This is a genomic window from Candidatus Chlorohelix allophototropha, assembly GCF_030389965.1.
Lineage (GTDB): Bacteria > Chloroflexota > Chloroflexia > Chloroheliales > Chloroheliaceae > Chlorohelix > Chlorohelix allophototropha.
In genome coordinates, this window is sequence record NZ_CP128399.1 from 1,239,303 (window position 1) to 1,260,412 (window position 21,110).

Here is a 21,110-nt window from a genome sequence, read left to right on the forward strand (position 1 = left end):
TCCCTATATCTCTCTCGCTCTTCACCCCCTGAAGGGGTGAACAACAGGCAGAAGCAAAACAAAATAAGCGCAAGTTGCCGGATTGCTTGCCATTATATTTTATGGGGATTACAATTTACAGGATATAATAAGCCTGACTGGAATTATTATTTAGGTTGAAGCTAAAATCACATGGCGAAAGTAGATGAAGAACGAATCCTAAATCAATGGGATGGTCCCGGAGAAGCGGAAGATGTCTCGGCGGGCGGCGTGGTATTCCGACGGTTAGAGCGGGATGGCGTTTCGCGCTGGCAAATCGCCATGATGCGCCGTACCGACAATGGGGGTTGGGACTTACCGAAGGGACATCTTGAAAACGGTGAAAACCACGAGCAGGCAGCGCTCCGAGAAGTAAATGAAGAGGTTGGGCTAGAAGCAGAAATAGTGCTGCAATTGGGAGAGAGCCGCTACATCGCCGATACACGGCGAGGACCGAAGCGCAAATTGGTAGTATGGTATTTAATGCGCGCTACCCCCTACGGTCAAAACCCGCGCCCGCAACCGGGAGAAACAGTGGATACCAATTGGATTGACCTTGAAGGCGCAATCCCTTTGGCGGTGTATCCTACTGCCAGAGTGATATTGTTGCGGGCGCGGCGTTATCTTGAATCCCTAAAAGAGAAAGCCTTATGACAGAGGAAATTCCCAAAGCTACCCGTGTTTCGAAAAAGCTTGAGTTGGCAGAAGTTGTCAGCCGCTACCTGCCAGACGAGGTGGAGAGCCTTGCAATTGGCGGTATGCACATGCACAACAACCCGATGGCGCTGATACGAGAGGTGGTACGCCAGAAAAAGCGCATCAAGCGGCTCATTACCAGTCCTGCCGCTTGCATCAACGCCGATTTGCTCATCGGCGCAGGGCTGGTGGAAGAAATTGTTACCGCTTATGTGGGTTTTGAGCATTTGGGATTAGCGCCCGCTTTCCGGCGTTTTGCTCAGGAAGGCAAGCTCAAGGTTTATGAAATTGACGAACTTACGCTGATTTTGGGGCTTAAAGCCGCTTCGAACGGGCAACCCTTTGCCGCACTGAGTCCTGCGCTTGCCTTTAGTGATGTGTCCAAATTCTCACCGGAATTTTACAAGCCCATTACCAACCCTTTCAACGGACAACCCGCTTTTGCCTGTCCGCCCATCAAGCCTCAGATAGCTTTTATTGCAGTGCAACAAGGCGATGAGTACGGCAACGGGATTTTCAAGGGCGCACCTTTTATAGATCGCGAAATGATGTTTGCCGCCGAGACGGTGCTTTTACAGATTGAGCAACTCACTCCTTCCGAGCAAGTTACCCGCAATCCGCTTCAGGTTACGGTTCCGGGCATGAAAGTTTCCGCAGTAGTAGCAGCGCGTTTTGGCTGTCACCCCACCAGTTGCCACCGTGTGTACCACTACGATGAGGAACATCTGAAGCTGTATTTGCAGATGGCAGCTACCGCTGAAGGTTTTGAAGAGTATCTCCAGAAATACATTATTGGGTATAGCGAAGAAGAATATCTCAAGCGTACCCAATCACGCACCCTTTAGGAAGTAGGTGGTTTGATGCAAATCAGGCTGGAAATGATAGACAGACCCCGCAAGGGTTATTCAATACTCGAACTGATGGCGTGTGTGATGTCCCGCACTTTAATAGATGGCACAACCGTAGGGACTGGCGCAGGAAGCGCAGTGGCAAGGGCAGCTTGCCGTTTGGCGCAATTGACCCACGCCCCAAATCTGAATTATCTGGCGGGAGGTAGCGGTGCGGTAAATCCTTTGCTCGACCCCTTGGTGGCTTCCTCTTGCGATTACACCAATTACATCTGCGAGTCGGTGGTGACAATGAGCGATGTAATCGGCTCAATACCAACCGGCACAACCGACCTGTTTTTTTGCGGAGGCTTGCAAGTTGACCGCTACGGGAATGTGAACCTGAGCGTAATCGGCGATTACAATAAACCACGCTTACGTGGACCCGGTTCGGCGGCTTTGCCGTTAATGACAGGGGCGCGCCACTTCATCATTTTTATGACCGACCATTCGCCCCGCTCTTTCGTGGAAAAGGTGGATTTCCGCACCGCCCCCGGTTTTCTGGAAGGCGGCGAATCGTGGCGAGCCGCTAAGGCGCAGGGCTTGATTAAGGGGGAAGGACCGTTACTAGTGCTTTCACCGTTGGCAGTGCTGGATTTCGAGGAAGAAAGCAAGACGATGCGCTTACTCTCGGTGCATCCAGGCAAAACGGTTGAGGAAGTGATGGCGGCTACGGGCTTTAGCCTGATTGTGCCTGAAAATGTGCCTGAGACAAGCCCTCCATCGCCAGAAGAACTAAAGCATCTGCGCTCTTTTGATGCCGACGGTATTTTGATCTAATAGGCGGATTTATGACAGATAAAACGCGAGGGGAACGCAACAGGACTCTTACACTCTGCCCGGAAGAACTGGAGCTTTTTACCTCGCGTTTGCTCAAGTCTTCTGCGCCCCTCTCGGTTTCAGAAATCCAGAATCGCACGCTTTGCGGTGATTTACCCGAAATTTTACCCCACCTACCTTCGTCTTTTGTTGACCTGCTTTTTCTCGACCCACCCTACAACCTGACCAAAAATTTTAACGGGCGCATCTTCCGAGCACGCGATGGGGAAGAATACGAACTATGGCTGGCTAGCTTGCTGGAAAAACTGGCGCGTTTGCTGAAACCCACCGCTTCGATTTATATCTGCGGAGATTGGCGTTCCACATCGGCAATTTTTAACGCCGCTTCGCGCTATTTTCAGGTACAGAATCGCATCACATGGGAGCGGGAAAAAGGGCGAGGCGCGTTGAAAAACTGGAAGAACTGCGCCGAAGATATCTGGTTTTGTACTGTTTCAGGTGAATTTGTATTTAACTCGGAAGCGGTGAAGCTGAAACGCAAGGTAATTGCGCCCTATCGTGACCACGAAGGTAAACCAAAAGACTGGCAGGAAACCAGCGAGGGCGATTTTCGCCTAACCTATCCCTCGAATCTCTGGACTGATATGACCATACCGTTTTGGTCAATGGCTGAAAATACCGAGCATCCCACCCAAAAGCCTGAAAAATTGCTAGCAAAACTGATATTGGCAAGTAGCCTGTCCGGTCAGGTGATATTCGACCCCTTTGTGGGTTCTGGCACAACTTCGGTGGTGGCGAAGAAACTTGGGCGCAAATTCGTGGGAATCGAGATAGACGAACTATATTGCTGTCTTACTGAAAAACGGCTGCTGCTAGCAGAAACGGACAAATCTATTCAGGGTTATTCCGATGGGGTGTTTTGGGAACGAAACTCAGGAGCAAAACGTCAGGGCGAGTAAAAAGCCCTTCCCTAATTTTGCGGGAAGGGCTTTTTGTCAGTTCAGATGAGAGTTGTTTTATCAGCTATTATTTGGCTTTGATCTCGATTTTGTGAACCTCTTTCTGACCAAGGCGTGGTAAGCTCAGCGTCAATACGCCGCTCTCCATCTTAGCCTCAGCTTTTGTAGTATCAATCGGTTCTGGCAAGCGCATACTACGGTAGAAAGAACCGCTACGGCGTTCACGGTAAACGTAATTCTTATCTTTCTTTTCTTCGCTCTCCTCGTGTTTAGCGCGCAAGGTTAGTAAGTCTCCCTCAAGATTGATTTCGATCTCCTCGGGCTTGTAGCCCGGCATATTAGCATGCAACTCGTAGCCGTTCTCAGTTTGAACGAGGTCAATCGCAGGGCTGAAAACAACCGGAGAGCGGTCAAAGCCCTCATCAAACCAGCGGTCAAATACTTTGTAAACATTTTCACGCATAGTTTCCAATTCTTGAAATGGATTCCAGCGTTCAATCGCGTTCATAAAAATCAACCTCCTTTATGATACATTACCGAACAACTCTGGAATTATCTTCCAATAAATATTGTAGCCAAATTATGTTAGAACAAGGTTAGCCAAATGTTAGAGCTGCGCTAGAGTTAAAAACCATAAAAGGTTGCAAAATCTTAACCTTTATTTACCTTATTTTTACTTATAGCCACTGAAATTAAACAGGGAATATTAATATAATGTTAGAAATCCTAAGTTCTTAAGGGAGCTAACTTAGCTACTGCGACCATCTTATTTCTTTCGGTCTTAGCCTTTTCTTAACTCTTTTGAACAGGTTCATACCCACGTGGTTTAGCGGGTGTGGCTTGAAACACTAGGAGAGTCTGTGTGCATTTAAGAATGTCTTTTGGAACCGTGTTTGCCGGTGCAGTGCTTATGGTCATGACCAGCGTTTTTATGACCGTCGGCTTATCTTCTTTGAGTTTCCAGCCTGCCCCTTCAGATATAGCCCGTCCGCTCACCGCTCAAGAAGCGCGTGGTCGCCAGATTTACATCAGCAACGGTTGCGTATATTGCCATACGCAATATGTCAGACCGCAAGATTGGAATGCGGCAGGTGGTGGAAAAGCATCACGGGTGGCACAAGCCGGAGACTATGTTTTCTTGCAGACTATGCTGCTCGGCTCAGAGCGCACCGGACCTGACCTTTCTCAGGAAGGCGGCATCCATCCTGACGATTGGCATAAAGCGCATTTCAAGAACCCACGCTATACCAGCCCGCAATCTATTATGCCGCAATTCAGCTTCATCAAAGATCAAGAACTGGATGACCTGATTGCCTATGTACAGAGCTTGGGTGGAAAAGCTGCCGACGCTCGTGTTTCCCAAATGCGCGCACAACAAGACGAAGTGCTAAAGGGCTGGTACACCAGCTACGAAACGCATCTTGCCCAAATAAAAGAAATGGTGCCTCCTACTTGGCGCGACCTCAAAAGCGCGATGACACCCACTACCCGCAGCCTGCTACACGGTAAGCAAATTTTTCTGAGCAACTGCGTGGGTTGTCACGGTCAAAACGGCAACGGACGTGGTCCTGCCAGTTCCAGTATGAAGCCCGACCCGGCTGACTTTACCCGCGTGGAATTGCAAGTATCCGCCAGCGACGGTCAATTCTACCAGTATTTGCTGTTCGGCTTACCCGGCACGTCCATGCCGGCTTGGGGCGACTTCCTAACGGTTAACGACATTTGGGATACCATCAACTTCTTGCGCACTATTCCCAAGGGCGGTTTGACCTTGCCAGACTCGGAGTTGAAACCCGAAATGATGCTCAACTACGACCCGCGCTACGGTGGCGAAGGCGCAGGGAAGTATCCCGGTCCGCAACCGAGCAATCCTGATAAAGCGCTGGACAATCCTTATTGCTACATTACACCTGCTGCCAGCGCCACTCAAACGGCGGGTTGCGAAAAGCTGGTGCAAAAGTAAATAGCAGATGCCGCAACGCCGTATTGGTTACGGCGGGCGTTTGAAACAGAAGGTTATATAGTTTTGGCGATTAAACACAAGCAGATGAAAATTGGCAATTCCGCTACCGCAGAGCGTATCGCTCAAGTAAGCCAGACTTTGCGCTGGACGCTGGTGGCGTTGGTGATAGCGGCAGTTGCCGAACTGCTGGTGTGGCGCACTTTCAGTCGGGTGGGGGTGTTCATCCCCAAAAGCGAAGGCTCGGTGTTGCAGACGGTTTACACCGTGAGCGTACAGATTGGCACAATCATGCTCAATTTTGCGGTTGTGCTGGCGCTGGTTTCGCTGACGTTATCGCTGTCGCGCTTTCGAGTGGGCGGAGAGCTATCGAATGGGCTGAGAACGGGCAGTTTGCAACAAAGGCGCAACTTTTACCTAACTATCGCGCTGGTAGCGGCGCTGGTGGTAATGGTAACTTCCACCATATTACTTGGGTTGGTGCAAAACGAGTTTGTAACCGTAACTATCCGAGTAGCTTTGCTGACGGCTTTCTGGGCGTTGGCAACGGACATGTGGTTACGTGAGAAAAACTGGCAGATGCGAATGTTTACCGCGCTAATGCTGGCAGGTTATACCCTACAAATTGTGGATAAGCTGCTGCACGATACGGTGTTCCCTTTGATGGGCGTAAACTGGCAGGAAACGATTTACGAGCCAGTATTGATGGCAGGGGAGTTGTTGGTAGTAATAAATGGGATGGTGGGCTTTCTCGCGTTTACTCGGCGCGCAGCGCTGGAACGAGGTGCATTTCGCAGTATGCTGGAGCATCCCAAAAGCTTGATAGGGGCGGTAGCGTTGGTGGGAATATTTATGTCCCTGACGGTGCTAACCATCGCCGAATCTTCGATAGTGCCAATTTTAGGATTATACGCGCTGGGCTACGGTATGCACTGGAATCTGGCGCTTTACGTTATATCGCTTTTCTTCTTCCTCTACACGGTATTTTTCTGCTTTGGAGAATGGAGGCGGGGCGCGTTTTACCGGGCAACTGCTCTGGGTATGGTGCTGCTATTTGCAGGTGGCTACACCTTCCAAATTTCAGACCAATACCTTTTCGCACTGGTCGGGGTGCTATTACTGGCACGCCCTGAATTGATGGAGAGTAACGATTTGGTTGGAGGCATGAACTGATGAACGAAGAATACAGCGCCGCACGAAGCTGGATATACAGCTCAGCGGTCTGGCTGGCAGTCGGTACCTCATTTGCCATGATTGCGGCAACCGAGATGGTATTCCCCGATTTTCTAGGGGGCGTTAGCTTCCTTGAGTTCGGACGGTTGCGCCCAATCCATGTGAATGGTGTAACGTTCTTCTGGCTTTCAATGGCGTATTACGGAGCCTTTTTCTATATAGTGCCGAAGTTAACCGGACGGGCATTGTGGAGTGAAAACCTTGCCAAGATAGTAATGTGGGCGTGGAACTTCCTCGGCATCTTTATGGTAATTACCCTGATGGCGGGTATGACTCAGGGGCGCGAATATGCCGAAATGATTTGGCCGATTGATATATTTGTGGCTATTGCCACCAGCTTAAACGCCTTCAACATCCTGATGACCATCTCCCAACGTGCGGAAAAAAAGATTTATGCTTCGCTCTGGTACATTATGGGCGCGGTAGTTTGGCTACCGATAGTATATGCCATCGGGAACGTCATTTGGTCGCCACTGGCAGGTGGTGATAATCCCTTTGCCGGTTCGCTGGCGGGCATTAATGATGCTACTTGGAACTGGTTCTACGGGCATAATATTTTGGGCTTGTGGTTTACTCCCGGCGGCGCGGCGTTGGTATATTACATTGTTCCGGTAGTCACCCGCACTCCCTTATACAGCCACATTCTGTCGCTGGTCGCCTTCTGGAGCCTCGCGCTATTCTACCCATTGGTGGGACAACATCACTTGCTTTCCACCCCAACCCCCGGTTGGTTGAAAACCGTCGCTACCGTAGCCTCTATCGGCTTGTTTGTGCCGGTCATTACCTTCCTAACCAATATTTGGATGACCATGCGCGGCAACTGGGGTCGTATATATGCCAGTTTACCCCTGAAATATGTAATAGTCGGTACGGTCTTTTACTTTGTAACCTGTATCCAGGGACCTTTCCAAGCAATCCAAAGCTTTAACCGCTTGGTGCACTTCACCAACTGGATTGTAGGACATGCCCATCTTGCCTTGCTCGGCACGATGACAATGTGGGTGATGGGCGCGATTTACTACATCATACCCGTTACCCTAAAGCGTCGTATCTGGAGTCCGGGCTTGTGTGAAATTCAATTCTGGTTAGTTACGGGCGGCTTCCTGCTGATAATGATTAGCTTGCAAATCGTGGGCTTGATACAGGGCGCAATGTGGCTGAACGGCGAAACCGTTTACAAAACCGTGTCTTCGCTGAAACCCTTCTTTATGATGCGCGCGTTTGGCGGTGCGCTGGTAGTTATCGGTGGATATATCCAGCTTTACAACATTTACAAGACGGTGAGAAGCGGACCAAAAGTGGATTCGTTTGTACCTCAAACCGCCGCCGAAGTAGGGGCGTAACAGTGGAGCGGCAGGGATATTGTCTGGAGCAGTATTCCCTGCCGAAGGCGGGAAAGTTATGGGCGCATACCGATACGCCATCGACTACAGGAGAAATTAAGCAATGGTTATGGAAGAAAAAACCGAATCCGCTACCGCCAACAAACGAAACATGGCAGAAGTGGCACTGATAATTCTAGTAATACTATTCACACTGGTAGCGTTTGGAATGTGTATTGGGGCTACTTTCTTATCAATGAATACTTTAACCAGCAATTTACCGAAATAAATGCAGTGGCTAACAGGCACGCACGGCGGCAGGCGCATTTGCCGGGTTGCCAAATCCTTATAGAGGAGTGAATTTCGTGCATTTGAGAATGTCATTTGGAACCGTATTTGCCGGGGCTGTACTTATGGTCATGACCAGCGTTTTCATGACGGTTGGTTTATCGTCCTTGAGCTTTCAGCCTTCGCCATCCGACATAGCGCGTCCCCTTACCGCCGATGAGGAGAAGGGACGGCAGGTATATATCAGCAACGGTTGCGTATATTGTCATACTCAATACATCAGACCGCAGGACTGGAACGCGGCAGGTGGCGGAAAAGCCGCGCGGGTAGCACAAGCGGGGGATTATGTTTTCTTGCAAACCATGCTGCTCGGCTCAGAACGCACCGGACCTGACCTTTCACAGGAAGGGGGCGTACACCCGGACGATTGGCATCTGGCGCATTTCCAAAACCCGCGCTTTACCAGCCCGCAATCCATTATGCCTCAGTTTAACTTTTTGAGCGTAGAGGATAGAACCAACCTGATTAAATATGTGCAAAGTCTCGGCGGAAAAGCAGCAGATGTGCGGATGGCTATCCAGAGCAGCGAAAAGGATGCGCTGGTAAAATCTCTAAACGGCGGTCAAGGCGACCGTTCAGTGACCGACCCTAAAAAGCCCTATGACCAAGCGCACTTGGATTACCTGATGCAGCAAGTGCCGACAACTTGGAAAAATACCCGTAGCGCGATGCCGCCTAGCAATCGCAGTATTGTACACGGCAAGCAGATATTCCTAAGTAACTGTGTCGGTTGTCATGGTTATAACGGGGATGGCAATGGACCTGCCGCTCAATACATGCAGCCGCGCCCATTCAACTTCACCGATGTAGCGGCGCAAAAAGTCACCAGCGAAGGGCAATATTATCACTTCTTGTTATTTGGCTTGCCGGGTAGTGCAATGCCCGCATGGGGCGATTTCCTGACCGTTAACGACATCTGGGATGTAATCAACTTTATTCGCACCATCCCTAACGGAGGTTTGACCATAGCCGAAGATAAGCTGGATGCTTCGTTGCAGGTAACAGGACCAAACGCCGGGCCTGAGCCTTCACAGTATGATGCCAATCAGGAATTCTGGTCGAAGAATCCGCCAAACCCGGTTCCAACCGTTGCGCCGGATCCTAATACCAGTGGAGGGAGATAAGAAATGACAAAGCGTAAACTTGTTACTGTTCTTTTACTGGTTTTTCTGATGCTGCTGGCGTTTACCACACCCGCCTTTGCGCATGAAAACGTGGGGGGCGATGAACTAGCGGCAGCAGACGCAATGTGGATTGTAGCGTCGTTCTTCTTGATAATTTCAGGGTTGGGTATTATTTATTCCGTTCAAAACGGCGAATTCCGAAACCCAGAGAAAACCAAACGCGATATGCTCAGACGCGCGCTCTTGGATGATTCCGGTGAGGAGCTAGATAAATACATTACCATCGAGGAACAGTGATTAGGGGTGCAGGAGTAATAGGGGTGTCCCCTATAACTTCTTTCTTCCCTCTCCCTCTGTAGGTGAGCGATTAGGAATCAGGAGATAGTCAAATGGCGATTGGCTCAATAATATTACAAACCGTTTCTCAGCCTGATATTGTAGCCCCATGGGATTTACCCGTGTGGTACTGGCTGCTATCGGCAGTGGCTGAGCTATTCGTGGTTCTATTGGTTTTTATGTGGGCGCGCAGCGGACGTGACAAGCATGAGAAAAAAATAGCCTACGACCGTAGCGCTGAAAACTTCAACGGAGTAATTCAGAGTGGTTTTGGAGCTATACCCTATTTTCTAGTGCTAGTGTGGGCATCCGTTTTTGTGGCAATTGCCGGTTACATTACAGTTTCTCTGATTACGGGGGTGCGATACTAAATTATATGGAAAAGCTGGACTCGAAACGAATTGAGGCGCTGGGAGATTTGGCTTTCAGCGAGCATCATGAGCATCTTGAAACCGATGACTCCCAGTTTCCCTATATGCTGTTGGTAATTATGGGAGTATCAGTTGTGGCTATTGGAGTTATGTTGGTACTATTTTTTGGTCTGGGAAACGAGGTGGTAACTCAAACCCTCGGAACCCATTTTCAGAAACGATAGGGGATAGTTCCAAATGTCTTACATGCGTTTAGTATCATTTTCATTGCCCAAAGAAGAAGCCGATGCGATTGTGCCCGGTTCTACCGCTTTTAATGCGCTGGTTGCCGGTCGCAAATTTGTCACCCAAGCCCTTAACGGTTTGGTAAGTTCGCACGTATGGCGTTCCAGTGGCGCTACCGGCGCGGTGGATTTTGTGATTTCCAGCGAGTGGAATTCACTGGAAGATATGCAGGGTTACTCGAATAACCCAAACATTATAAAGTTGGAAGATACCCTTAGCGAAAACAACGAAAGCTTCTCTATTTCGATTTACGAGTTGCTCGGCTAGAAGCGCAGGTTTGTATCCCGGAGAGCATACCTATGGAAGTGATTAATAAACCCGGTAGTGATAAAACAAGCGATTCGAACGAGGCTGGATTTAATCCGCCTCCAAATTCGGATGAGGATAGAGGCGATAATCATGATAATCGCCCCAATCGTCCCTATGGCAAAATGTCAAAAACCGCGCTAAGCTTGCGCCGGGTTGCCTTTGTTTTGTGTGGAGCTATGTTCGGGGTCGCTTTTCTTTTTACCATTTTTACGGTAATAGTCACCTCGACACAACCTGAACTCACCCCTAATTTACCGGATGCCAGTTTGCATCAAGATGAACTCTACATCAAATTTGATGATGAAGATTTCTATCGCTCACTGGTAGTAATCAGAGATCAAATAGCCGACCCTGATCCTCAAGAAGTAACCCAGATTGACGTTGGAAGAAGCTTTAAGCTGGTATTTACGCCCAAACAAATGGATATACCGGAGAATTATCGGATAGTGTATCGCGACCAAAACATGACGGCGGAAAATGCTGCACTGGAAAGTAATCTCGATCGCAAAGCCGGGCGTAATGTAGAGGGTGGTTTTGATACCTTAACTATTTCTCCTCACAATGGCAAATGGCCCGTAGGTCGCTTCCTGATTCTGTATGAGGATGGTGGGATGTTCGGAGGTAGGCTCTTTGCTTATTTTACTGTTAACGAAGCTCCTTCACCAGCGAAATAGGCTTGTCAACCTGCTTATATGAGGAAGTCATGCGCAAACTAAAAAAACTAATACCTATACTGGTTCTAGTAATGTTGTTTTTCAGCCTTAGCGGAATCGCATTGGCGAAGGAAGAAGATAGAGAGAATTTACCACGTATCGCCACCATCGGCAATACCCGGGTAGAAATAGTATTACCGCAACACGATGGAACTAGCGCCGGTTCTGATATTACCTTTGTATTCAAGGTAACTGATTTGGCTGGTAATCCCCTGAACAATCAGGATTTAAGTTTTATGGCGGTACGCGATTACAGCGGTCAGGTTAAGAAAGAGTTCAATGGGCCACATGACCCGGTAATCGGTCCGGACAAACTACAGCCCACTGGAAACCCTGGCGAATACAAAGTAGTTGCCAATTTCTGGCACAACGGGCATTGGCAACTGAGTGTAAGCAGCGCCGATTTTGAAGCCCCCTTGCGCTTTACCCAATCAATCAGCAGCGACCCTGCCGATGGTACGGGGTTTAGCTGGGATTGGCTGATTTGGCCTGCAATGCTGATTATTGCCACTGGGGTTGTTCTGTTTATCGGCAGGAAAGGCGACAAATTCCCTGTCCCGGTTGAAGAAGTCAAAGGCTTCCAAGAAGTTGCCGGAGCAAGAAGGTAGAGGAGACTTATGGCGGATATTCTACTTGAAAAAAGCGGCAAAGCAGAGAAACCCGATATTCTGGCGGGTTATTACGATACCAGTAACCTAGCGCCGGACGGCACCTATTACAGTAACGACTCTATATTGGTAAAATTCTTTTTAGCGCAGGTGCTGGCGCTGTCGGTAGCGGCTATACACGGCGTGTTCCAGCGTTTGCCCTTCATGGCAGAATGGTTGCGCGAAGCCGATTACGGTGGTCACCTTTTCACCAATCTAGGTCTAACCCATATCAACGTGGTACTAGGGGGAACAATTTCCATAGCCGGATTGACCTACTATGTGTTGCCGCGCTTACTCAAACGCCGACTTTTCAGCGAAACGCTTTGCAATATTTCGTTCTGGTTCACCTTTAGCGGAGTGTTGGGCTTTTACATGGCACTGCTGCCGATAGGTTTGACCGAGGGTGCGCTGGTTCATCAGGGCTATACCTATACTCAAGCTAAAGATATTGTCGGCTTTTGGCACAAAGCCCCCGAAGCAATTACCGCTTCGGCAATGGGCATCGGCTACTGGCTATTTGTGACCAACGTAGTTATGACCATTTGGTCGGCGCGCCGCCAATCCAATCGTGAGCAAATATTCGCCGCCAAATTCTTCGTGGTTTCGGTGGTAGCTTTGTTGCTCGGTACGCTTCAGGGCGTATATCAGGTATTGCCGTGGTCGCTGGACTGGCTCTATAAGGTGGGCGCAGCCGGACAACTGATTGACCCGATGTCGCACGCTCATATGAATCTGGTAGGCGGTTGCGTCTTTGCCTTTGCCGGATTTGTCTATTACTTCTTGCCGCGCATTACCGGAAAGCCGGTGTATAGCATCCGCCTTGCAAACTTCTCTTTCTGGTCAATGTTCATCGGCGTATTTACCTTCTGGTTGGTGCTAATTATTCTCGGCTTTATCGAAGGGGACATGGTAATTTCGCAAGGCATTACCCCCATCGCTGCAAAACAGGCGGTTGGCTTCTGGCATCCGCTATTGATTTCGTCCGCCGCTTCAATAATGCTGCTAGGCTTCTGGACTTTTATCGCCAACATAGCCTTAACCTTGAAGCAGGGCATCGGTCAGTCGAAAGAGCGATTTCTGGCGGTTGGTTTGGGTTTCACAGCCATAGCCCTATTTATAAGCACCAGTCAAGGTATCTTACAGGTTATACCAAGCTTTACCACTTGGCTCGATCAAGCGCGCGAAGCCGGAGAAATGATTACTCCTCTTTCCCACGCGCAAATGAACATCATCGGGGTGGTAACTCTAACGTTAGTTACATGCGGTATGTTCGCAGTGCCGCGTATGGTAAATCGCCGCCTCTACAGCTACACCCTCGCTAAGTTTTCCATAACAATGATTGTGGTGGGGGTTAGTCTGCTATATGTAATTCTGGTAGTGCTAGGCGTTACCGAAGGAAACATTATCCGTGAGGGCAATACCTTTGCACAGGCACGCGCCGCCGTCACGGGCGATATGCACGACTGGATACTGGTAGGGTTATACGCTATCATCGGTACGGCATATTTAACCTACGCCTACAATCTACTGCGTACAATGGGTAAAGCTACCCTCGCCAAGATGTTAGGCAAGGCGGGCGATAACCTGCAACGAACCACACGCTATTTGGTAGCAATCAATGTGCCACGCGCCACCTTAGAACAAGCGCAACGCTCTGCAATCCTTGCCAATGGAACGATTAGCGACCCAGATTTCAGTGGAGTGGTGGTTTCGAGTACAACCGCTGCCGCCGATAGCGGTTCTTTACCAGCCGCTAACCTAACTACAATTCGCAAGGGCGGGTATGTTACCCGACTATCGCACATTGTAAATATCAACCCGTGGAAAATCTTTGCGCTGGAAGTAGTTCCGGGTATCTTCGGGTTTTTGGGCGTAGGCTGGCTGTTAAGCCGTCGTCCGGCAATGGCAGTTTTACTGTTTACCGGATGGCAAGCCCTTTTCTGGATTTGCTTCTGGGCAGTAGCGGTACTGATGGCACCCGATTGGTTGCCGATATTTGTAGGGATTTATCTCATCCTACCCTTTGTAAGTGGTTGGGTAGCTGCACAAACCTATCGCAAACGAGCCGCTGAAATTAAGCGCGAGGTTACCCGCAGTCTCATTAGCGATACCGCCGAAAGCACGCTTAATAAAGAACAGCGTGCCGGAGTAGAATAATTATCGATTGGGCAGCGCTTAGCTATAAATGAGGGTAACGTGATTTCGTTGCCCTCATTTTATATCGAAATTAGCCTGAATCGGGGTAGGGTGATTGCTTTAATGCCGGAGTTTGATAAGATTATATTGAAGAAATATTGCATAGATTTGGCAATTCGATTATGCTATACTTGAAAAACATGCTGGCTTTATCCCCTGTTTCGTGTGCCGGGATTAACTTTTGCTGGTAGATAGTTGCGGAGGTTTAAGATGTTTGCTTTTGACAAACCCTTTGTTTGGGTAATTATTCTACTGATTATAATCGTGCTGTTCGGGGCAAATCGCCTGACAGACATCGGGAAGTCGTTGGGACGTGGTATTCGAGAGTTTAAAGAAGAAACTCAGGCTGCAAATAAAGATACCAAGCCGGAATCCACAACCACCACTACTACAGTTGCCAGCAGCGCCGTTACACCTGCGGATGATGAAGAAGTGGTAATTACCCGCCGTGAGCGCAAACGTGAAGATGGCACAACCGAAGTTATAGAAGATCGGGTCATTCGAAAAAAAGCGCAACTTTAAAGCATTAGAATGGCGTGTATAGGTTAATCCCTGACACGCCAGACTGGCAAATTATGAATTTAATCTTTGCCATCGGTACATTGACTTTATTGGGGTTAATGTACTGGGGTGCATATTTTAACGGCAAAGAAATTAAGAGTATCCAAATCCGGGGTAATTTGCTATTGCAATTCCCGGAGTTTCTGTTTAAGCTCGTGCTTCTTGGGCTTTGCCTTGGTTTAGCTTCTACTTATACAATGGCGCGCACCGAAAGAGTTTTCGGTTGGCCTCCCAAAAACTTTGGCATTGAATTAGTTTTGGGCGTGGTTATCGGGCTGGTAGTCCAATACTCCGTCAACTTTCTCTCCGGTTTGGCAATTCGCATCTGGGGTCCGCAAATCTACTCTCCCATCATCATGAAGAATGTAGTGCCGCGCAAATTCAGCGAGTGGGTATTAATCCTGATTCCCTTATTGCTAGCGGTAGCGGTGGAAGAAGTCCTGTTCCGCGCATTGGCGGTGGGCGGATTTTCAAGCCTGATAAACCCATGGATAATGGCGGTAGGTTCTTCTATCCTGTTCGGAATGGTACATGTGCCACAAGGGAAACTTGGTATGGCGTTGACCGGGCTGGTCGGTTTTATCTTTGCGGCGGTTTTTATTATTACAAGCAGTTTATTGGTGGTTATCAGCGCGCATTACGTGATAAACCTACTCCAGCTTGCCAAAGCGGGTGAGGAAGAAAACTGGCTAAAGCGTTTTTCACCACCTGCTAAAGCTGAAAACAAGCCTGAAGCAGAACAATAACTCCTAATTCTGAGATATAAGTTTGTACAGCCGCGCTTTCTTTTTATTCTCCCGCACAATCCACTGAATGTCCGGGTTGCCTGATTTTTCCAGTTCCGAGAAATAGTGTAACCCATCATCCGGCAGTGAAGCAATCGCTACGCTGATGGAATAGCCAAGCGCTTGACGCAGCGTTTTGTATGTCGGGTGTTTACGCTGTGCCGGAGTAACCTGTATAAAGAGCCTGACCACCTCTCGCTGTAGCTGCAAGGCTTCGTAGGTATGCTCATATTCTTTCAATAAACGCGGTTCGGCTACTGCCGCTACCACTGCCCGAAGCGCTAGAAGCTCGCCACCTTTTAGCCACTCACCCAGTGTTAAAACCGTTCGCTCCCAATCCTTCTCCAGCATTGCCTGAAGCGCTTGTGCTACCATCTCTCGTACTCGCCAAGATTCACTGAGGGCTGCTTTGTATAACCGCGCAACCTTTTCTTGCCAACAATCGGGAAGCACTGCCGCCATCTGCCCGTAAGAGGCAACCGCTGCACTTGGCAAAATCGTTTCAGGGGCATTGGCTTCAACCGTTATGGAACTCCAACCTTCGAGTAGCAATTCCAGTTGCGCCACCGGGGATTCGGGCAGCGTTACCAGCGTTTTCACCAACTCGGCAAAGTCGTAAACCAGCGGTAGATTCATACGCGGTCCCGGTAAATTGCTTCTCTCCTTCAAATAGCTTTCCAGCTCGGAAGCATTACCGGAAATGAGAGCCTCTTGCAACAGTTCTGCCAATGAGTTCATAGCTTCAAGCCTCTGTATTTTCACGTAAGGGGCGGCGCACCAATACAAGGCAAAGTAGCCACAGCGCGAACAGGGCGTAGAAAAAGGTACTGCTCGCAATACGCGCCAGCCCATAGGCACGATCCGGGAAAAATTGTACATTTTGATCGGAAGCCAACAAGCCATAAGCCACCGCAAATACCGCCAATTGCCATTTCGCCGCATTTCTGCGCCCTAGCATCACCACTAAAGCTACGATAACCACCAGACTCATTATGGCATATTGCTTCCAGTTAAAAGGCGCGATAAGCAACGCCATCAGCAACAATGTCCCAAATTTGAGTTGTTGCACCAGCCAATCTTTAGCAGGCGCGCGCCAGATAATCCACAAGCTTAGACCGAAAGCCAACGCCGCAAACAAATAGCAGAATATTACCAGTTCGCGGGGGAAGGGCTGCCCCGAAAAACTTCCGTCCACCTCGTTTACTGCCAACCTGCCAGCAAACCCCCAGAAAGAGTGGTTCACCAGCCCGATTTCCGGTTCGTTGACACTCCACAACGCGCGGGTGAAGTAAAACCACAGGTTATCCCAACCGATTACCAACCCTGTCAGCACGTTTACCACTACCGACCCGGCGATTAAGCCTAGCAACCCCCTCCAGCGTTTCTCTAGCAAGAAATATGCACCTGAAAAAACAGGCAGCAATTTCAGCCAGATGGGATACGCCAGCACACTCCCCGCCCAACCCTCGCGCCCTTGCTTAAGCAACAATGCGGTTAAGCTCAGACACAGCAGCAAAATATAGTTGGGCTGCCCTAACGCCACGTTTTCTGCCAATTGGCGGAAGCTCAGTACCAGAAACAGGATAGCGGGCAGCATACCACGTTTTAAGCCAAATAGTTTACCTAGAATTAGTAGAATTGGAATCAGTATTAACTCGTTAACAATGCGCCAGAATAAAAGTGCGGTATAGGCATCCTGTCCGAATAAACGCACCGGTAGCCAGAAAAGGATAACGTAGGCGGGTGGTTGGCGCACCGCCGAACCCGGATATTTGGCAATATCTCGCAGATCATAAAGGGGAGTTAGCCCTTGCTCTGCCTGAACCTGCCGGGTGTAATAGCTGCGAAAGTCGGGTCCGCGATAGGTATCATTTAAAAACACTTGCCCGTGAAGATATATAAAGCTAAGAATAGCAGCGATAGCAAACGCCCACGCGAACAGTCCCGCAAAATATTTCTCAGAGCCTTTGCGCGTGTACGCCACCAGCGATATGCCAAACGCCGCAAGCTGGCTGACCATTATCACCGAGTCGCTGTTTAAGTCACTTAAGCTAAGACGATTGAAGCTAAATTGTGCTAACGGCAGCACAGGCAAAAAACAGGCAGCATAGATAAAGGCTGCGGGTAAGCTAGGGGCGCGTACCACAAATTTATTGGCAGCATATAACGCCAGACAACCAACCCAAGCCACAAATGTCCACGGCGCGTAACCCGGTTCGGCGGCTTCACGCCAGAAAAGCAAACTGGCAAGCAGCATTGCACCCGCTATGACATGCATGCCGTTAATCCAGAGCGGATTGCGAGTAAAGAAACGAGTCCATGCGCGTATCGCCAAACTCATCAACCCTAGCAAGAGCGGCAATATGAGCGAAGCAGCCCAACCCTTGAAACCGTAGGCTGCGTAATCCGGTTCTAATTTAAATGAGTAGACAATAGCGGCAAGGTTGCGGGTATCGCCCTTGCCCGGTTGGAAAGTGCCATCCGCATCGAATTTGAGCAAGAGCGGGTTAGTACGTGGGGCAAGTTGAGCCGGTAAATTAAAGGTTATAACGCTCCCTTCCGCCATACCGTTTATAGGGAATTGCCCGATGGCGGTAGTAACACCGTCCAGTTGGTAGGAAACGGTCAGGGTAGCGCCGACTCGATCGGGAGAACGGGCGGGGCGGGGCGCGCTAGCAACCAACGACAGTTTGCGAGGCAATAACGTTAGAGTCCATGGCAATTCAAGCGTGGCTGATTTAGCCATCCAACGATAGCTGTTTTCTGTATTCTGGTGGTCGGTAGGGCGTTTCTCCGGCGCATAAAAGCCGTTGCCCAAATACACCAAATCAAGCCGATTATCCCCGCCAAAGTCAATTACAAAGGGAGTGTTGAGAAGAGCCAACGCCCACGCCAGCGCCATAATCAGACCTGTGAGCGGTACTGCTTTTAACTTTAAGGATGGTTTGAAGGTAGTAGAACTCAAGCGTCAATTATTCCTATCATTAGTGCAACCAGATCGGGTAAAGCATATCACAAATTAACGGCAGTTTGGTAATCGCTAACAAGCGCAAACAAAAACCGGTTCTGGATTGGAACCGGCTTTTCGATAAGGAAAAATCATCAAATAAATTACTAGCGCGTAGCTTTCTGAGGTTCGGCACTAGCGCTGCTTTTATCCAGCAACGACACGAGGCTCTCGGCAAATTTAGTGACCTGCTCCCAATCAGTGTATTCGTAATCGCGTTTAATATCGGTTGGTCCCAGCGAATTGCGGGTGATATAGCGCATCAACAGTTTGTTGAGAATGTTGTACTTAGTGTACTGCAATGCACCACCGATTAGCGTGGTAGTGGTCGGCTTCCAACCAGTTTCGGTTATGAAGCGTTCTAAATATTTTTCAGCCAGCGCATGAAGTCTCGGGACTTTTGAACCGGCGCTCACACTAACCGAGAAAAAACCGGAGGGTTTGCTATTAAGAGCGCTGAGATTGGATTTCACAAACTTCACCATATAGGGCTGGTGTTTCCCGGTGTGAATCGAAGCGCCCACCAGTATAAAGTGATAATTGGCAAGATTAAGATTAGAGGGTAAGCCGTTCCCGCGAACTAATTCTACTACATGTCCTTTGCCTTGCACTACCTCTGCAATTCGCTGGGCAATTTTGGTAGTTTGTCCTTCCCCACTGCCGTAAACAATCAGTAGCTTAGCCATATATTAGTACCTCTCTTAAAGTATGCGCCGTACAAATTTATTATTCATCCAGCAACCAGTCAGAAATATAGTTGAGCGATAGCACTGTAAAAACCAGACTCATGCTAGGAGCCAAAATCATCCAAGGACTTGTCCTGAAATGCACCCCTACTTCGTTAATCATATTGCCCCAACTTGCCCCCGGCGGCTGAACCCCTAATCCAAGAAAGCTCAAGCTTGCCTCGCTCAAGATAACCAGAGCCATACCGAGCGGAACCAGTGCCGCAATTGGGCGAATAAAGTTGGGGAACAAATGCTTGATTATTATGTGGAAGGAAGATGCCCCCATAACACGGGCTGATTCTACAAACTCTCGCTGTTTCAATGAAAGCACCTGCGCTCTTGTGAGGCGGGTAATGTCAGGCCAGCTTATCAAGGTAATGACAATAAAAGCAGTCAGAATCCTGGGGAAGGTATCCACCACACTGACCACCAATATAATCAAAAGCAAGCCCGGAAAAGCATACAGCAAATCAGCGAAACGCATAATAATAAAATCAGCCCAACCTCCGAAGAAGCCCGATAGCACACCCAGTGTTATACCGATGGAAAGCTGAAGGGTCGCTACACCAACTGCCAGTACCACTGTCACCCGCGCGCCATGAATCAAGCGACTCAGGAAATCGCGCCCCAACCCATCAGTACCAAGCCAATGTGCCGGAGAAGGGTCTTGCCAAGCAACGCCTTTGCCACGTTGCTGATACTCCGGAAGGTAAGGTGAAACCTGGTCGGCAAAAATAGCACAGGTAAGAATCACCACGATAAATAGCAAGCTAAAAAGTACCAGTATATCTCGCTTGCGCCCGAACCAGGTCTTTTGCCGTTTCTTAAGTAGAGGAGACACATCCGCCATTGCAGTAGTAAAGTAGGGATTTTGCTCCTGCGAATTTAGCTCAACTGTTGACATAAGATTAACCAATACTTCTGGTACGCGGGTCGATCATCGTATTCAAGATGTCCACCAGCAAGTTTATGATAATAAAAATAGTAGCCAGCATTAGCGTTGAAGCCTGTATAACCGAATAATCCCGCGAAGGAATTGCTTCGATGGTTAGGCTGGTAAGCCCCGGAATACCGAAGATTCTTTCAACAAAGAAAAGCCCGGTAATAGAACGTCCCGCCAATGGTCCAATAACGGTAATGACAGGAATAAAACCGTTTTTCAGAACGTGCCAGCGCATTATATGGAATGGGGATAGTCCCTTAGCGCGTGCCACCGTCACATATTCCTGCCGTAACACTTCCACCATTGAGGAACGGCACACCCGCGCGATAAAGGCTGCCGGAGCCAGCGCTGCCACTATTACAGGCATTATTAGGTTTTCCGGTTTGCCCCAACCACCGGGCGGTAACCATTTTAAACCTACTGCTAAGCCCCAAATCATAAAATATGATAGCACAAAACCGGGCATTGCACCGAAAAAGCTAACCGCCGCCGTTATAACTTTGTCAACGAACTTTCCCCGTCTAAGCGCACTCCATAAACCCAACCAAACCCCAATAAACGCGCCAAGGGTTATGGATAGCACCCCCACCAATAAAGTAGGACCTATGCTCATTTGGATGAGATCCACTACACGCATATTGGCGCGGGCAAAGGAAATGCCGAGGTCGCCTTGCGCCAGATTGCCTAGATAGGTAAAAAGTTGCTGCCACAGCGGTTGATCAAAACCATAATGGTGGCGCAACTCCTCGATTGTATCGTTATCAACTCCAAGCCCAATTAATTGCTGGAATGGGTCACCCGGTGCAAGCCTTCCAATGATGAAGGTTACAATGACCACACCCAGCAGAGCCGGAATAAAAAACAGAATACGCCGTAATACAAAATTCATTTGATAATTA

The 21,110-nt window shown here is 49.0% G+C and carries 24 protein-coding genes; 18 read left to right on the forward strand and 6 right to left on the reverse strand.

What is annotated here, in order from left to right:
- Nucleotides 1-171: 171 nt before the first annotated feature.
- The 4 genes from OZ401_RS05205 to OZ401_RS05220 are packed head-to-tail and all read left to right on the forward strand — an operon-like array spanning nt 172 to nt 3,340.
- On the forward strand, nt 172-672 hold the full coding sequence (locus OZ401_RS05205) for an NUDIX hydrolase (RefSeq protein WP_341469649.1): 501 nt from the start codon (nt 172-174) through the stop codon (nt 670-672).
- On the forward strand, nt 669-1,559 hold the full coding sequence (locus tag OZ401_RS05210) for a CoA transferase subunit A (RefSeq protein ID WP_341469650.1): 891 nt from the start codon (nt 669-671) through the stop codon (nt 1,557-1,559). Before OZ401_RS05205 ends, OZ401_RS05210 begins: the two co-directional genes overlap by 4 nt.
- Before the next feature lie 15 nt (nt 1,560-1,574).
- Nucleotides 1,575-2,381, forward strand: coding sequence for a CoA-transferase subunit beta (locus OZ401_RS05215; RefSeq protein ID WP_341469853.1), 807 nt, complete (start codon nt 1,575-1,577; stop codon nt 2,379-2,381).
- 11 nt (nt 2,382-2,392) lie between these two features.
- Nucleotides 2,393-3,340: a DNA-methyltransferase gene (locus tag OZ401_RS05220; RefSeq protein WP_341469651.1), complete on the forward strand. Its 948-nt coding sequence runs from the start codon at nt 2,393-2,395 to the stop codon at nt 3,338-3,340.
- 67 nt (nt 3,341-3,407) lie between these two features.
- Here the strand turns inward: OZ401_RS05220 and OZ401_RS05225 are convergent, their stop codons facing one another.
- A complete protein-coding gene (locus tag OZ401_RS05225) occupies nt 3,408-3,848 on the reverse strand; it encodes an Hsp20/alpha crystallin family protein (protein WP_341469652.1) in 441 nt (146 codons plus the stop codon).
- A gap of 354 nt (nt 3,849-4,202) precedes the next feature.
- Between OZ401_RS05225 and OZ401_RS05230 the strand changes: the two genes are divergently transcribed.
- The 14 genes from OZ401_RS05230 to OZ401_RS05295 all read left to right on the forward strand — a co-directional run bounded on the left by OZ401_RS05230 (nt 4,203) and on the right by OZ401_RS05295 (nt 15,494).
- On the forward strand, nt 4,203-5,303 hold the full coding sequence (locus OZ401_RS05230; protein WP_341469653.1) for a cbb3-type cytochrome c oxidase subunit II: 1,101 nt from the start codon (nt 4,203-4,205) through the stop codon (nt 5,301-5,303).
- 63 nt (nt 5,304-5,366) lie between these two features.
- The gene (locus OZ401_RS05235; protein WP_341469654.1) at nt 5,367-6,473 is read left to right on the forward strand and encodes a hypothetical protein; all 1,107 of its coding nucleotides are present in this window, start codon (nt 5,367-5,369) and stop codon (nt 6,471-6,473) included.
- Nucleotides 6,473-7,876: a cbb3-type cytochrome c oxidase subunit I gene (locus tag OZ401_RS05240; protein WP_341469655.1), complete on the forward strand. Its 1,404-nt coding sequence runs from the start codon at nt 6,473-6,475 to the stop codon at nt 7,874-7,876. The genes OZ401_RS05235 and OZ401_RS05240 overlap by 1 nt, the downstream gene beginning before the upstream one ends.
- Before the next feature lie 103 nt (nt 7,877-7,979).
- Nucleotides 7,980-8,144 (forward strand): hypothetical protein, encoded by a 165-nt coding sequence (locus OZ401_RS05245; protein ID WP_341469656.1) that lies wholly within the window; start codon nt 7,980-7,982, stop codon nt 8,142-8,144.
- 76 nt (nt 8,145-8,220) lie between these two features.
- Complete coding sequence (locus tag OZ401_RS05250) at nt 8,221-9,327, forward strand: cbb3-type cytochrome c oxidase subunit II (RefSeq protein ID WP_341469657.1); 1,107 nt, start codon at nt 8,221-8,223, stop codon at nt 9,325-9,327.
- 3 nt (nt 9,328-9,330) lie between these two features.
- The gene (locus OZ401_RS05255; RefSeq protein WP_341469658.1) at nt 9,331-9,624 is read left to right on the forward strand and encodes a hypothetical protein; all 294 of its coding nucleotides are present in this window, start codon (nt 9,331-9,333) and stop codon (nt 9,622-9,624) included.
- Between the two features lie 92 nt (nt 9,625-9,716).
- Entirely contained in the window at nt 9,717-10,034 is a 318-nt protein-coding gene (locus OZ401_RS05260) for a hypothetical protein (protein WP_341469659.1), read from the forward strand.
- Nucleotides 10,035-10,039: 5 nt separating this feature from the next.
- Complete coding sequence (locus OZ401_RS05265; RefSeq protein ID WP_341469660.1) at nt 10,040-10,258, forward strand: hypothetical protein; 219 nt, start codon at nt 10,040-10,042, stop codon at nt 10,256-10,258.
- Nucleotides 10,259-10,271: 13 nt separating this feature from the next.
- The gene (locus OZ401_RS05270; protein ID WP_341469661.1) at nt 10,272-10,586 is read left to right on the forward strand and encodes a hypothetical protein; all 315 of its coding nucleotides are present in this window, start codon (nt 10,272-10,274) and stop codon (nt 10,584-10,586) included.
- A gap of 32 nt (nt 10,587-10,618) precedes the next feature.
- Nucleotides 10,619-11,302, forward strand: coding sequence for a hypothetical protein (locus OZ401_RS05275; protein WP_341469662.1), 684 nt, complete (start codon nt 10,619-10,621; stop codon nt 11,300-11,302).
- Nucleotides 11,303-11,331: 29 nt separating this feature from the next.
- Entirely contained in the window at nt 11,332-11,949 is a 618-nt protein-coding gene (locus tag OZ401_RS05280) for a hypothetical protein (RefSeq protein WP_341469663.1), read from the forward strand.
- Nucleotides 11,950-11,958: 9 nt separating this feature from the next.
- Entirely contained in the window at nt 11,959-14,148 is a 2,190-nt protein-coding gene (locus OZ401_RS05285; RefSeq protein WP_341469664.1) for a cbb3-type cytochrome c oxidase subunit I, read from the forward strand.
- A 249-nt stretch (nt 14,149-14,397) separates the two neighbouring features.
- Entirely contained in the window at nt 14,398-14,709 is a 312-nt protein-coding gene (gene tatA / locus OZ401_RS05290; RefSeq protein WP_341469665.1) for a twin-arginine translocase TatA/TatE family subunit, read from the forward strand.
- A gap of 53 nt (nt 14,710-14,762) precedes the next feature.
- The gene (locus OZ401_RS05295; protein WP_341469666.1) at nt 14,763-15,494 is read left to right on the forward strand and encodes a CPBP family intramembrane glutamic endopeptidase; all 732 of its coding nucleotides are present in this window, start codon (nt 14,763-14,765) and stop codon (nt 15,492-15,494) included.
- A gap of 3 nt (nt 15,495-15,497) precedes the next feature.
- Here OZ401_RS05295 and OZ401_RS05300 read toward each other — a convergent pair whose 3' ends face one another.
- From OZ401_RS05300 to OZ401_RS05320, 5 genes are all read right to left on the reverse strand, one after another.
- Nucleotides 15,498-16,271: a hypothetical protein gene (locus OZ401_RS05300; protein WP_341469667.1), complete on the reverse strand. Its 774-nt coding sequence runs from the start codon at nt 16,269-16,271 to the stop codon at nt 15,498-15,500.
- A gap of 4 nt (nt 16,272-16,275) precedes the next feature.
- Entirely contained in the window at nt 16,276-18,498 is a 2,223-nt protein-coding gene (locus OZ401_RS05305; RefSeq protein WP_341469668.1) for a glycosyltransferase family 87 protein, read from the reverse strand.
- A gap of 149 nt (nt 18,499-18,647) precedes the next feature.
- Nucleotides 18,648-19,226, reverse strand: coding sequence for a flavodoxin domain-containing protein (locus OZ401_RS05310; RefSeq protein WP_341469669.1), 579 nt, complete (start codon nt 19,224-19,226; stop codon nt 18,648-18,650).
- 40 nt (nt 19,227-19,266) lie between these two features.
- Nucleotides 19,267-20,172: an ABC transporter permease gene (locus OZ401_RS05315; RefSeq protein WP_341469670.1), complete on the reverse strand. Its 906-nt coding sequence runs from the start codon at nt 20,170-20,172 to the stop codon at nt 19,267-19,269.
- A gap of 4 nt (nt 20,173-20,176) precedes the next feature.
- Nucleotides 20,177-21,100, reverse strand: coding sequence for an ABC transporter permease (locus tag OZ401_RS05320; protein ID WP_341469671.1), 924 nt, complete (start codon nt 21,098-21,100; stop codon nt 20,177-20,179).
- Nucleotides 21,101-21,110: the final 10 nt, after the last annotated feature.